Source organism: Kineococcus endophyticus (assembly GCF_040796495.1).
GTDB classification, from domain to species: domain Bacteria; phylum Actinomycetota; class Actinomycetes; order Actinomycetales; family Kineococcaceae; genus Kineococcus; species Kineococcus endophyticus.
Genome location: NZ_JBFNQN010000003.1, coordinates 115667 through 128515 on the forward strand (window position 1 = coordinate 115667; position 12849 = coordinate 128515).

Genomic DNA, 12849 nt, shown 5'->3' on the forward strand with positions numbered 1-12849 from the left:
GGTTCAGGCGGACAGGAAGTCGAAGACGGGGCCGACGGACTGCGAGGCCATGAAGAAGCTGATCGCCAGCGCGACCGTCCCGGCGACGAGCAGCCACACGGGGTAGCGGTACCCGCCGAGGACGTCGCGCTGCCGGAACCACCCGATGTAGAGGAACACCGTCAGGCCGATCGGCAGGATCAGCCCGTTGAACCCGCCGACGAAGACGAGCAGCGCGGCCGGCGCGGTGCCGATGGCCAGGTAGACGACGAGCGAGACGACGATGAACGCGACCGTCGTCAGCTGCAGCGGCCACCCGCCGGCGAGCCGGCGGGAGAACGTGGAGAGGAACGTCGAGGACGTGTAGGCGGCGCCGATGACCGACGTGATGGCCGCGGCCCAGAAGATCGCCCCGAAGATGCGGATGCCCGCGTCGCCGAGGACGGCGCCGAACGCCTGGCCCGCGGGGTTGGCCGCGCGGCCCGACAGGTCGAGGGCCACGCCGGAGGCGACGACGCCGAGGACGGCGAGGAACAGCACGTAGCGCATGACGCCGGTGACGAGGATGCCGGTGAGCGAGGCGCGGTGCACGGCGCGCACGTGCTCGGGCCCGGTCTGGCCGGAGGCCAGGTAGCGGTGCGCGCCGGCGTAGGTGATGTACCCGCCGACCGTGCCGCCGACGATCGTCGTGACGGTCGCGAAGTTCACGGTGTCCGGCACGAACGTCTGCCGGAACGCGTCACCGACCGGGGGACCGGAGGCGATGGCGACGGCCACCGTCATGACGATCATGCCCACCCCCAGGACGAGCACGACGCGGTCGACGACCGTCCCCGCCCGCTTGAAGAGGAACACCGCGATCGCGAGCAGCCCGGTGACGAGGCCGCCGACCTTCGGGTCGAGCCCGAGCAGGGCGTTGAGGCCGAGCCCGCCACCGGCGATGTTGCCGATGTTGAAGGCCAGGCCGCCGACGACGACGAGGACCGTCAGCACGTGGCCGGAGTAGGGCACGGCGCTGTTGGCCAGGTCGCCCGCGCGCTTGCCGGTGACGGTGATGAGCCGCCAGACGTTCATCTGCACGGCGAAGTCGATGAGGATCGACAGCAGGATCGCGAAGGCGAACGCCGCCCCGAGCGTGGCGGTGAAGGTCGCGGTCTGGGTGATGAAGCCCGGGCCGATGGCGGACGTCGCCATGAGGAAGATCGCGCCGACGACGGGCCCGCGGCCCGGCCTCCTGCGCGTCGTGCTGAGCGACGAGGTCGAGTCGGTGGCGGTGCTGGCGCTCTCCTGGGCGGGGCGCTCGGTCATGGGGGCTCCCGGGGACGTGGCGACGCTGCTGCGGGCGGGGCTGCCGGACGGCAGCACTCTGTCACCGCTGGTTGAAGAACACAATGGCGCAGATTGTTGAACAACGCGTTGCGTCGTGTTGCGTTCGTGTGAACTCCGCGTCCCGCCGGTCGCGCGCGGTCGGCGACCTACGATGGCGAGGTGACCGAGGCCGCCACGCTGACCCCTGCACCCGACGGCGGCTCGGAGGCCGCGACGGGCGGCGAGGCCGGCGGCACCCTGGCCCGGCTGCTCAGCGCGCGGATCGTGGCCGGCGAGCTGCGCCCCGGCCAGCGCCTGTCCGAGGCGGCCCTCGCCCAGAGCTTCAACGTCTCCCGCAACACGCTGCGCGAGGCCTTCCGCGTCCTGGCCGAGCAGGGCCTGCTGGAGCACGTCCCGCACCGCGGGGTGTCCGTGACCTCGCCCCGGGTGGCCGACGTGCTCGACATCTACCGCGTCCGGCGGCACGTCGAGACCGGCGTGCTGGCCCGCGCGGACGTCTCGCACCCCGCCGTCGAGCGGATGCGGGCCGCCGTCGCCGCCGCGGACGTCGCCGTCGCGGAGGGTGACTGGGTGGCGGTCGGCACCGCGAACATGGCCTTCCACGAGGCCCTCGTCTCGCTGGCGGACAGCCCGCGCCTGCTGCGGCTGTACCGGCAGCTCGCCGCCGAGCTGCGCCTGGCCTTCCTGCTCATCGGGGACCCGCAGACGCTCCACGGCCGCTTCGTCGCCCGCAACCGTTCGGTGCTCGACACCTTCGCCGCCGACGGCGGGGCCGCGGCGGCGCGCGAGCTGGAGGAGTACCTGACCGAGTCCGAACGCACGGTGCTCGGGGCGTTCTCCCGGCTCGGGGTCGGCTGAGGCGCCCGGGCCGGCTGGGCCCCCACCTGCCCGACGGTCGGCCGGCTGTCGCTCAGCTCACAGCGAAACGGCAGGAGTCCGGCGGAACAGCGTCCCCGTCCCGCCCGTTCGACCGGCGTAGGACCTGCGGCGAGGGTGCCCGGGCCTCCGTCACGTCGCCGGCTCCCAGGAGCGTCACCGGCGTGTCGGTGGCGCGGTGTACCGTCGAACGTCAGGCAGGAACGAGCAGGAGGGACGGGGGGGCGACCCCTCACAGATGCCCAACACTCTCAAGCGCATCGTCAGGGGCCCGTGGCTGTGGATCGTCGTGGCGATCGCGGCGGTCGCGATCGGCGCCTCCTTCTTCGCGTCCAGCGGGACGGCTGAGGTCTCGACGACCCGCGCGCTGCAGCTGATCGAGCAGGACAAGGTCCAGAAGGCCACGCTCACCGACGGCAACCAGCGGATCGACCTCACGCTGAAGTCCGGCGAGACGGTCGACGGCGCCACGTCGGTCCGCTCGTACTACATCTCCCAGCGCGGCGTCGACGTCGTCCAGGCCCTCGACGACAACCCGCCGCCGGACGGCGTGACCGACGAGGTGCCGACGACCGGCATCCTGCAGTCGCTGCTGTTCACCGTCGGGCCGATCCTGCTCCTCATCCTCCTGTTCTGGTTCCTCATGAGCCAGATGCAGGGCGGCGGCAGCCGGGTCATGCAGTTCGGCAAGTCCAAGGCCAAGATGATGACCAAGGACACCCCCAAGACGACGTTCGCCGACGTCGCGGGCGCCGACGAGGCCGTCGAGGAGCTGCACGAGATCAAGGAGTTCCTCCAGGACTCCGCCAAGTTCCTGGCCGTCGGGGCCAAGATCCCCAAGGGCGTCCTGCTCTACGGCCCGCCCGGCACCGGCAAGACGCTGCTCGCCCGGGCCGTCGCCGGCGAGGCCGGGGTGCCGTTCTACTCGATCTCCGGGTCGGACTTCGTCGAGATGTTCGTCGGCGTCGGCGCCAGCCGCGTCCGCGACCTCTTCGAGCAGGCCAAGTCCAACGCCCCCGCGATCATCTTCGTCGACGAGATCGACGCCGTCGGTCGCCACCGCGGCGCCGGCATGGGCGGCGGGCACGACGAGCGCGAGCAGACGCTGAACCAGCTCCTCGTCGAGATGGACGGCTTCGACGTCAAGACGAACGTCATCCTCATCGCGGCGACGAACCGCCCCGACATCCTCGACCCCGCCCTGCTGCGCCCGGGCCGCTTCGACCGCCAGATCGCCGTCGAGGCCCCCGACATGGAGGGTCGCCACAAGATCCTCCAGGTCCACGGCAAGGGCAAGCCGCTCGCACCGAACATCGACCTCGAGGCCGTCGCCCGCCGCACGCCGGGCTTCTCCGGCGCCGACCTGGCCAACGTCCTCAACGAGGCCGCGCTGCTCACGGCCCGCGCCGACGCGAAGGTCATCGACGACAGCGCGCTCGACGAGGCGATCGACCGCGTCATGGCCGGCCCGCAGAAGCGCACCCGTCGCATGAACGAGAAGGAGCTGCGGGTCACCGCCTACCACGAGGGCGGGCACGCCCTGGTGGCCGCCGCCATGGCCAACACCGACCCGGTGACGAAGGTGACGATCCTGCCGCGCGGCCGGGCGCTGGGCTACACGATGGTCCTGCCCACCGAGGACAAGTACTCGACCTCGCGCAACGAGATCCTCGACCAGCTCGCGTACGCCCTCGGTGGTCGCGTGGCGGAGGAGCTCGTGTTCCACGACCCGACGACCGGGGCGAGCAACGACATCGAGAAGGCCACCGGGATGGCCCGCAAGATGGTCACCCAGTACGGCATGAGCGAACGCGTCGGGGCGATCAAGCTCGGCTCCAGCGGTGGCGAGGTGTTCCTCGGCCGCGACATGGGCCACGAGCGCGACTACTCCGAGGGTCTCGCCGGCATCGTCGACGAGGAGGTGCGCCGGCTCATCGAAGCCGCGCACGACGAGGCGTGGGAGGTGCTCGTCGAGCACCGTCCCGTCCTCGACGCGCTCGTCGTCGCCCTGCTGGACAAGGAGACGCTGAACCAGGCCGAGCTCGCGGAGATCTTCGCCCCCGTGGTGAAGCGCCCGCAGCGTCCGGTGTGGCTGTCCTCCGAGCGCCGGCACGTCTCGGACATCCCGCCGGTGAGCACCCCCGGGCAGCTCAACGGTCACGCCGGCGGGTTCCAGACGCCGGTGAACTACGAGAACGGGTCGAACGAGCAGTCGTGAGCAGCACGGGGACGCCGGCCGCGGGCGGTCGGTCGTTCGACCGGGTGCGGGCCGAGAACGCGGTCCGGGAGTTCCTCCTCGCCATCGGTGAGGACCCGGACCGCGAGGGCCTGCGCGACACCCCGCAACGGGTGGCGAAGGCGGCGACCGAGCTCTACGCGGGCCTGTGGCTCGAACCGGCCGACGTCCTCGTCACCGACTTCGGGCTCGAGCACGACGAGCTCGTGCTGGTGAAGGACATCGAGGTCCAGTCCACCTGCGAGCACCACCTCCTGCCGTTCCACGGCGTCGCGCACGTCGGGTACATCCCCGGTGAGCACGGCCGGGTGACGGGGCTGTCGAAGCTGGCCCGCCTCGTCGACGTCTACGCCCGGCGGCCGCAGCTGCAGGAGCGCCTCACGACGCAGGTCGCGGACGCCCTCACCGAGCACCTGCACCCGCGCGGCGTCATCGTCGTGGTCGAGGCCGAGCACTCCTGCATGACGTACCGCGGCGTGCGCAAACCGGGCGCCAAGACCGTCACCTCCGCCGTCCGCGGGTCGTTGCGCAACGCCGCCACCCGCGCCGAGGCCATGAGCCTCATCGTCGCGGGCCACCGGTGAACCCCCTCCTCGCCCCGGGCCCCACGCGCGTCCTGGGCGTCCTCAACGTCACGCCGGACTCCTTCTCCGACGGGGGCCGGCACACCGCCGAGCCCGTCGCGCGCGGCACCGCGCTGCACGCCGCGGGTGCCGACCTCATCGACGTCGGAGGGGAGTCCACCCGCCCGGGCGCCACGCGCGTGGACGCCGCCGAGGAGCTGCGCCGCGTCCTGCCCGTCGTCGAAGGTCTCGTGGCCGCGGGTGTGCCCGTCAGCGTCGACACCATGCGCGCCGCGACCGCCCGGGCGGTCGTCGAGGCCGGGGCGGTCGTCGTCAACGACGTCTCCGGCGGGCTGGCGGACCCGGACATGGCCGCCACCGTCGCCGGGCTCGACTGCGTGTACGTGCTCTCGCACTGGCGGGGTGCCTCGGACGTCATGAACTCCCTCGCCGCCTACGACGACGTCGTGGCCGAGGTGAGCGCCGAGCTCCAGACCCGCCTGCAGGCGGTGACCGCGGCCGGGGTCGACCGCGACCGCATCGTGCTCGACCCCGGGCTGGGCTTCGCCAAGCGCGCCGAGCACGACTGGACCCTGCTCGCCCGCCTCGACGAGCTCGAGCGCTTCGGGCTGCCGTTGCTGGTCGGGGCGTCGCGCAAGCGCTTCCTGGGTGCCCTCCTCACCGGGCCGGACGGCGTCGTGCCCCCGCCGGAGGACCGGGACGCCGCCACGGCCGTCGTCACCGGGCTGGCCGCCGACCGCGGGGTCTGGGGCGTGCGCGTGCACGACGTCGCCTCCTCGGTGGCCGCGGTCCGCGTCGTCGGCGCCTGGCGCGAGGCCGCACGGGTGAGCGTGCCGTGAGCTCCCTCGACACCGCCGGTCCCGTCCTCGACGCCGACGGCCGCCCCCTGGACCGCATCGTCCTGCGCGGGCTGTCCGGCCGGGGCCGGCACGGCGTCCTGGACGCCGAACGCGAGCTGGGGCAGCACTTCGCGCTCGACGTCGCCCTGCACCTCGACACGCGTGAGGCCGCCACGGGCGACGACCTCGATGCCACCGTCCACTACGGCCTGCTCGCGCAGGACCTCGTCGCGGTGCTCACGGGGGAGCCGGTCGCGCTGCTGGAGACGCTCGCGCAGCGCCTCGCCGACGTCGCCCTCGCCGCCTCCTCGCGGGTGGTCGCGGTCGACGTCGTCGTCCACAAGCCGCAGGCGCCCGTGCCCGTCCCGTTCGCGGACGTCGAGCTGTGCGTCCGCAGGAGCCGCTCGTGAGCCCGGCGGTCGAGGCCGTGCTGGCGCTCGGCGCCAACGTCGGGCACCGCGCCGCGACGTTGAACGCGGCCGTCGGGGCCCTCGCCGCCACCGACGGGATCACCGTGGAGGCGGTCTCCACCATCGTCGAGACGGCCCCCGTCGGCACGGTGCCCGACCAGCCGGACTTCCTCAACGCGGTCGTCCTCGTCCGCACCGACCTCGACCCGCACGCGCTGCTCGCCGCCGCGCACGCCGTCGAGGCCGCCCTGGGTCTGGACCGCAGCACCAAGGTCCCCGACGGGCCGCGCCCCATCGACGTCGACGTGGTCACCGTGGGCCACACCGTGCTGGAGGAGGACGGGCTCGTCCTGCCCCACCCGCGCGCCCACGAGCGGGACTTCGTCCTCGGGCCCTGGCTGGAGCTCGACCCCGACGCCGTGCTGCCCGGACCGCACGGAGGGCGCGTCGCCGACCTGCTGGGGCGCCTCGGGGAGGGGACCGCGTGAAGCCGACCCGTCCCGGGCTGCTGCTCGCCCTCGGGTTCCTCGCCGCGGTCGGGGCCTGGTCCGGCCTGCAGGTCTGGGTGGCCGGCGGGCACGCCGAACCGGACCTCATGTGGCGCACCACCTTCACCATCGGACTGCTCGTCCTCGCCGTCCTCGGCGTGGGCTGGCCGGTCAAGCAGTGGGTCGACGGCGACAAGAGCCGCCGCATCGACGCGCTGCGCGCCGCCCGCACGGCCGCGCTGGCCAAGGCGGCCTCCGTCGCGGGCGCCCTGCTCGTCGGGGTGTTCCTCGGCTGGGGCGTGCACTACCTGCCCACCCTGCACATCGCCGCCCGCCGGTCCGAGGCGTGGGTGGCCGTCGGCGACGTCGTCGTCTCGGCGTTGCTCCTCGTCGCGGGCCTCGTCGTCGAACGCTGGTGCCGCGTGCCCCCCGAGGACGACGACGAGACCGGGGTGCGCGCGAGCGGGGGAGGCCGGGCGTGAAGCTGTCCCAGCGCGCCGAGACGACCGAGCCGTTCCACGCGCTCGCGATCGGCCAGCGCGCCGCCGAGCTGGCCGCGCAGGGTCACCACGTCGTCCGGCTCAGCATCGGCGAACCCGACTTCGGCGCCCCGCCGGAGGTGCTCGCCGCGCTGCGCGACGTCGCCGACGGGCGTCCCCTGCCCTACACGCCCGCGCTCGGGCTGCCGGAACTGCGCGCCGCCATCGCGCGGAACTACCGCGACCGGCACGGCGTCGACGTCGACCCCGCCCGCATCGCCGTGACGTCCGGGGCGTCGGCCGCCTTGCTCCTCGTCCTCGCCGCGACCGTGGACCCCGGGGACGACGTCCTGCTCGCCGACCCGTCCTACCCCTGCAACCGGCAGCTGATCTCGACCTTCGGCGGTCGGGCCCTCACGCTGCCGACGACGCCGCAGGACCGCTACCAGCTGTCCACCGACGCGGTCCGGCGGGCGTGGACCCCCGCGACGTCGGTCGTCATGGTCGCCTCGCCGTCGAACCCGACGGGCACGTCCGTGGCCCCGGCCGAGCTCGCGGCGCTGTGCGCCGAGGTCGCCGCGCGCGACGCGTGGCGCGTCGTCGACGAGATCTACCTCGACCTGGCCGACCCGGCGCCCGACGGGACGCCCGCCCGGACCGTCCTGGCCGCCGACCCGGACGCCGTCGTCGTCAGCAGCTTCTCGAAGTACTTCGGCATGACGGGGTGGCGGCTCGGCTGGGCGGTCCTGCCGCCCGCCCTCGTCGAACCCGTGGAACGGCTGGCGCAGAACTACTTCATCGCCGCCTCGACACCGTTGCAGCAGGCCGCGCTGGCCTGCTACACCCCCGCCTCGCTGGCCGTGTGCGAGGAGCGGCGCCTCGAGTTCGCGGCCCGGCGGCGGCTCGTCCTGGACGGCCTGGACGCGCTGGGGCTGCCCGTCCCCGTCGTCCCGGACGGGGCGTTCTACGTCTACTTCGACGTCCGGTCCAGCGGTCTGGACGCCTGGGAGTTCTGCGCCCGGGCCCTGGCCGAGCACCACGTGGCGCTGACCCCCGGCCGCGACTTCGCGTCCGCTCAGGGGACGGCGCAGACCCACGTGCGGTTGTCCTACGCCGCGTCCCGGGAGGAGCTCACCGAGGGGCTGCGCCGGATCGGGGAGTTCCTCAGCGCGCTTTCCGCCACATCGATCAGCGCGTCCCGCGCCAGATCGACACGTGCGAGCGCGACGCCGCGGTGAACTCCGCGCGGTCCCACCCGCTCCAGCGGCTCTCCAGCCGCAACCCGGCGATCCTCGCCATGAGGTCGTACTCGGCCGGCCACGCGTACCGGTGGTGCGAGGCGAACCTCGACGCCGTCCCGTCGGGCCCGAACCGGACGTGGTGCGACGTCAGCCGACAGGCGACGAGGTCGTAGGTGTCGAATCCGAGGTGGTCGGGTGAGACGTCGAAGGGGCGGGCGGACTCCCCGGGCGGCAACCACTGCAGCTCCGGCAGACCGACCTCGACGAGGAACGCGCCGCCCGGCGCGAGGTGCCGGGCCGCGTTGACGAAGCACTCGACCTGCTCGTCCTGCTCCAGCAGGTTCGTGATCGTGTTGAACACCAGGTAGACGAGGGAGAACTCGCCGTCCACCCGGGTCGTCGCCATGTCCCCCTCGACCACCTCGACGGCGGGGGCCCCGGCCGCGGTCTTCGCGCGCAGTTCCGCGAGCATGTGGGGCGACAGTTCGACGCCCGCGACCGGCACCCCGCGGGCGGCCAGGGCGAGGCCGACACGACCCGTGCCGATCGCGAACTCCAGCGCCCGGCCGGTCCCCGCGAGGTCGGCCAGGACGTCGACCGTCGGCCCGAGGACCTCGGGGGCGAACATCCCGGTCGAGTCCTCGTCGTAGGTGCGGGCCACGTCAGGGCCCCACAGGTCACCCGTCACGCCAGCGACGGTAGGCGCCCCCGCCGCCGGGTTCCAGGGAGTTTCAGCGCGGCCAGGCGAGGTCGGCCACGACGGGGGAGTGCGTGCTCCCGCCCGGCGCCCCCTCGAACGTGTCGACGGGGTCGAACCCGGCGACGAGCACGACGTCGACCCGTGCGAACCCCGGTGAGGCGCCGCGCGTGAGGCCGGGTTGCGTGCCGACGGCGCGGTGCGCGTCGAGGAGGCCGTGGGAGCGCAGTTCGCGCAGCGGCTCGTTGAACTCGGCGGAGTTCAGGTCGCCGGCCACGACCACGGCCTGACCGGCGGCCCGGCGCTGCGCGGCGATCTCGGCGAACCGGTGCGCCTCGGCGACGCGGACGCGGGCCGCGTTCCCCGTCGACCCCGCGGGGCTGCGCGCGACGGCCCGCGCCGAGCAGAACAGGCAGGGCGAGGCCTGGTGCACCGAGACGACCGCCACGGGGCGCCCGTCCACGTCGAGCGTCACGACGTCGGCGGGCCGGGCCCCGGCGGGCAGTCCCGTCACGGGGACGACGGACGTCAGGGGGAACCGCGACCACACGGCGTCGCCGTCGCCCTGGCTGCTCGTGGCGCTCCAGCTGCGGTAGGGGTACTGCGCCCCGTAGCGGGCCTCGTAACCGGCGCGCTGGTCGGGGGCGACCTCCTGCAGCGCCAGGACGTCCGGCGCGGCGGTGCGCACGAGCTCGGCCAGGCCCTCGGCCCCGCGGTGGCTGGAGGTGTTGAAGGTGGCGACGCGCAGGTCCCGGGCGCGGTCCACCGGGTCGACCCGGTGGAGCGCGTAGGGGACGAAGACCGCCCCGGCCGCCACGGCGGGCGCGGCGACGGCGGCGGCCGACCACCACCAGCGCGCCGCGGTCGTCACCGGGACGAGGAGGAGGGCCGGCGCCAGCCACCAGAGCGCGAAGAGCCCGAGGACGTAGCCGACGGCGTGAGCGTCGGTGGACCCCAGGACGACCGCGAGGGCCAGGGTCGCGACCACGCCGTACCCGAGGACGAGGGCGTGCAGTGCGCGGCGCCACGTCGGGCGCCCGGAAGGCGTCGGTGGCACCCCACCATCCTGCTACACGCGCGAGCCCGTCAGGGCCGGGACGGTGCGGCGGGTGGACGTCCGCAGCGCGTACAGCTCCTCGAAGCGCGCCAGCGTCACCCGCTCGTCGTGGCCGGCCGCGATCTGCGCGCTGCGCCGGCCCATCCGCCGGTGCAGGCCGTCGGGCGCGTCCTGCGCGACCTCGCCCAGGACGAGGGCCAGTCGGGCGGCGAGCACCGCGGGTCGGGCGTGCGGGAAGAGGAACCCGTTGTCGCCGTCGCGCACGAGGTGCGGCAGGGCGCACGCGTCCACCCCGAACACCGGCAACCCCGACGCCATCGCCTCCAGGACGACGAGCGACTGCAGTTCCGCCGTCCCGGCGTTGGCGAAGACGTCGCACGCCAGGTACGCCGCGGGCAGGTCCTCCTCGGGGACGAAACCCGTCGAGACGACGCGGTCGGCGACGCCGAGGGCCGCGGCCTGCCGCAGCAGCGCCGGGCGCAGCGCGCCGTCGCCGACGAGCAGCAGCTGGGCGTCGACGTCGGGCCGGACCGTGCGGACGAGGGCGAGCGCCTCGACGAGTTCGGACACGTTCTTCTCCGGCGCGAGGCGTCCGACGTACCCGACGGTGGGCCGGTCCGGGACGCCGTACCGGGTGCGGAAGTCCCGCCGCCGCTGCCCGGTGGGGTCGGGGGAGAACCGGCGCAGGTCCATGCCGCACGAGATGGGCAGCACGGGGCCGGGGATCCCGGCGCGTTCGGCGAGCGCCGCCGCGTACGGGGTCGGGGCGGTCACGACGTCGGCCTTCGTGAACACCGCCGCCGCGTCCGCCCACGCCCAGGTGTGCAGCCGGCGCTCCACGGCGCGGCCGAGGGGGACGTGGTGCGTGAGGTTCTCGGGCATGAAGTGGTTCGTCGCCACGACGGGGATCCCCAGCCGGTTCGCGGCGGTCACCAGGGCCCGGCCGAGGAGGAAGTGGCTCTGGACGTGCACGACGTCGGGGGCGACCTCGCGCAGGACGCGCGTCGCGGCGCGGACGAGCCCGACGGGCGGGCAGAACCGCAACCCCGTCCCACCGGCGACGACGGGCAGGGCGGGCAGCCGGTGCTCGGTGACGTCCGCGGCGGTGCGCGTCGTCGTCGTGCGCAGGTCGCGGCCGGGAGCCACGACGTGCACGTCGTGCCGGGTGGCGAGCCCGGCGGCGAGGCGGCCCGCGAAGGCGGCGGCGCCGTTGACGTCGGGGGCGTAGGTGTCGGCTCCGATGAGGATTCGCATGCGTCGATCGAACCCCGGCGGGGGTGTTGCGGGCATCGGACCGGGGAGCGGTCCTGACGGGGACGGGAGTTCCACCGGTCGTACCTCCGGGGTAGGGGGTCGGTCGCGCCGTTCCCCTCCACCGTCCCCGGTCCGGTTGCGCTGCAGGTGACCTCAGGGTTGCGGGTCGGTGACGTCCCGGCGCAGAGCGGTGTGCACGACGTCGGGCACCAGCGCCCCGACGTAGTCCTGGCCGTCCAGGACGGGCAGCAGCGGCGCCTCCTGGGCCAGCAACCGGGAGAACGCCGACCGCAGGTCCGCGTCCGCCGGGACGCTCGCGGTGAACGGTTCCACGAGGTCCCCCACCCGGGCGTCCCGCGCCCCCGAGCGGGCCGCCGTCCGCACCCGGCCGCGCGCCACCCAGCCCAGCACCCGGCCCTGGGAGAGGACGACGGCGTGCTGCCCGCCGTCGAGGTCGAGGGCCGTCGCCGCGTACTCCACCCCGTCGCCCGGGGCGAGGACGAGGGGTTTGGCGAGGTCCTCCACGCGCACCGGCGTGACGGCCAGCCGGCGCAACCCCCGGTCGGAGCCGACGAACTCCACGACGAACTCCGACGCCGGCGCCGACAGCAGCGTCCGGGGGTCGCAGAACTGCTCCAGCACGCCGCCGGGGGAGAACACCGCGATCCGGTCGGCGATCCGGACGGCTTCGTCGAGGTCGTGCGTGACGAACAGCACCGTCTTGCCCAGGCTCGTCTGGATGCGCCGGAACTCCGTCTGCAACCGGTCCCGCACGACGGGGTCGACGGCGCCGAACGGTTCGTCCATGAGGAGCACCGGCGGGTCCGCCGCCAGGGCCCGGGCCACCCCCACGCGCTGCTGCTGCCCGCCGGAGAGCTGGGCGGGGTAGCGGTCGCCGTACACCTGCGGGTCGAGGCCGACGAGGTCGAGCAGTTCGTCGACGCGGCGGGCCGCGACCGCGTCGTCCCAACCCAGCAGCCGGGGGACGGTGGCGACGTTGCGGCGGACGGTCCGGTGCGGGAGCAGCCCGCCGGCCTGCACGACGTACCCGATCCCGCGGCGCAACGTGACCGCGTCGACGTGCGCGCTGTCGCGGCCGTCCACGACGATCCGTCCGCCGCTCGGTTCGACGAGGCGGTTCACCATCCGCAGGATCGTCGACTTCCCGCAGCCCGACGGGCCGACGAGCGCGACGAGCTCTCCGCGCCGCACGGAGAACGTCAGGTCGGTCACGGCGGGGGACTGCTGCCGCGGGTACCGCTTGGCGACCCCCTCGAACCGGATGACGTCGTCGACGCCGGTCTCGAGCTCGTCCGCGTCGGTGATCACCCTCGAAGCCTTGCCGACGCCCGCCCCGATCGGCAACGCGGGGCCAGCCGT

General features: G+C 74.2%; 13 protein-coding genes. 8 read left to right on the forward strand and 5 right to left on the reverse strand.

Features of this window, described 5'->3' with window-relative positions:
- Positions 1-3 precede the first annotated feature (3 nt).
- Positions 4-1287, reverse strand: a complete 1284-nt coding sequence (locus tag AB1207_RS04720; protein ID WP_367636640.1) for an NRAMP family divalent metal transporter — start codon at positions 1285-1287, stop codon at positions 4-6.
- Positions 1288-1485: 198 nt separating this feature from the next.
- On the opposite strand from AB1207_RS04720, the gene AB1207_RS04725 reads away from it, so the two are divergent.
- From AB1207_RS04725 to AB1207_RS04760, 8 genes are all read left to right on the forward strand, one after another.
- Positions 1486-2166, forward strand: coding sequence for a GntR family transcriptional regulator (locus tag AB1207_RS04725; protein WP_437178875.1), 681 nt, complete (start codon positions 1486-1488; stop codon positions 2164-2166).
- Between the two features lie 256 nt (positions 2167-2422).
- Positions 2423-4402 (forward strand): ATP-dependent zinc metalloprotease FtsH, encoded by a 1980-nt coding sequence (gene ftsH, locus AB1207_RS04730; RefSeq protein ID WP_367636642.1) that lies wholly within the window; start codon positions 2423-2425, stop codon positions 4400-4402.
- Complete coding sequence (folE, locus tag AB1207_RS04735) at positions 4399-5004, forward strand: GTP cyclohydrolase I FolE (protein WP_367636643.1); 606 nt, start codon at positions 4399-4401, stop codon at positions 5002-5004. Before ftsH ends, folE begins: the two co-directional genes overlap by 4 nt.
- Positions 5001-5843, forward strand: coding sequence for a dihydropteroate synthase (folP, locus tag AB1207_RS04740; protein ID WP_367636644.1), 843 nt, complete (start codon positions 5001-5003; stop codon positions 5841-5843). Before folE ends, folP begins: the two co-directional genes overlap by 4 nt.
- Positions 5840-6253, forward strand: coding sequence for a dihydroneopterin aldolase (gene folB / locus AB1207_RS04745; RefSeq protein ID WP_367636645.1), 414 nt, complete (start codon positions 5840-5842; stop codon positions 6251-6253). The genes folP and folB overlap by 4 nt, the downstream gene beginning before the upstream one ends.
- On the forward strand, positions 6250-6741 hold the full coding sequence (gene folK, locus AB1207_RS04750) for a 2-amino-4-hydroxy-6-hydroxymethyldihydropteridine diphosphokinase (protein WP_367636646.1): 492 nt from the start codon (positions 6250-6252) through the stop codon (positions 6739-6741). Before folB ends, folK begins: the two co-directional genes overlap by 4 nt.
- A complete protein-coding gene (locus tag AB1207_RS04755; RefSeq protein ID WP_367636647.1) occupies positions 6738-7223 on the forward strand; it encodes a DUF3180 domain-containing protein in 486 nt (161 codons plus the stop codon). Before folK ends, AB1207_RS04755 begins: the two co-directional genes overlap by 4 nt.
- Positions 7220-8458: an aminotransferase class I/II-fold pyridoxal phosphate-dependent enzyme gene (locus tag AB1207_RS04760; RefSeq protein ID WP_367636648.1), complete on the forward strand. Its 1239-nt coding sequence runs from the start codon at positions 7220-7222 to the stop codon at positions 8456-8458. Before AB1207_RS04755 ends, AB1207_RS04760 begins: the two co-directional genes overlap by 4 nt.
- On the opposite strand, the gene AB1207_RS04765 is transcribed toward AB1207_RS04760, so the two are convergent.
- The 4 genes from AB1207_RS04765 to AB1207_RS04780 all read right to left on the reverse strand — a co-directional run bounded on the left by AB1207_RS04765 (position 8409) and on the right by AB1207_RS04780 (position 12798).
- Positions 8409-9089 (reverse strand): class I SAM-dependent methyltransferase, encoded by a 681-nt coding sequence (locus AB1207_RS04765; protein WP_367636928.1) that lies wholly within the window; start codon positions 9087-9089, stop codon positions 8409-8411. The genes AB1207_RS04760 and AB1207_RS04765 overlap by 50 nt on opposite strands.
- A gap of 103 nt (positions 9090-9192) precedes the next feature.
- A complete protein-coding gene (locus AB1207_RS04770) occupies positions 9193-10215 on the reverse strand; it encodes an endonuclease/exonuclease/phosphatase family protein (RefSeq protein ID WP_367636650.1) in 1023 nt (340 codons plus the stop codon).
- A gap of 12 nt (positions 10216-10227) precedes the next feature.
- Positions 10228-11469 (reverse strand): glycosyltransferase, encoded by a 1242-nt coding sequence (locus AB1207_RS04775; RefSeq protein WP_367636651.1) that lies wholly within the window; start codon positions 11467-11469, stop codon positions 10228-10230.
- A 153-nt stretch (positions 11470-11622) separates the two neighbouring features.
- On the reverse strand, positions 11623-12798 hold the full coding sequence (locus tag AB1207_RS04780; RefSeq protein WP_367636652.1) for an ABC transporter ATP-binding protein: 1176 nt from the start codon (positions 12796-12798) through the stop codon (positions 11623-11625).
- Between the last annotated feature and the right edge of the window lie 51 nt (positions 12799-12849).

Coding starts and splice junctions, on each gene's coding strand:
- AB1207_RS04720 (WP_367636640.1), bottom strand. CDS start 1,287: ATGACCGAGCGCCCCGCCCAGGAGAGCGCCAGCACCGCCACCGACTCG.
- AB1207_RS04765 (WP_367636928.1), bottom strand. CDS start 9,089: ATGTTCGCCCCCGAGGTCCTCGGGCCGACGGTCGACGTCCTGGCCGAC.
- ftsH (WP_367636642.1), top strand. CDS start 2,423: ATGCCCAACACTCTCAAGCGCATCGTCAGGGGCCCGTGGCTGTGGATC.
- AB1207_RS04775 (WP_367636651.1), bottom strand. CDS start 11,469: ATGCGAATCCTCATCGGAGCCGACACCTACGCCCCCGACGTCAACGGC.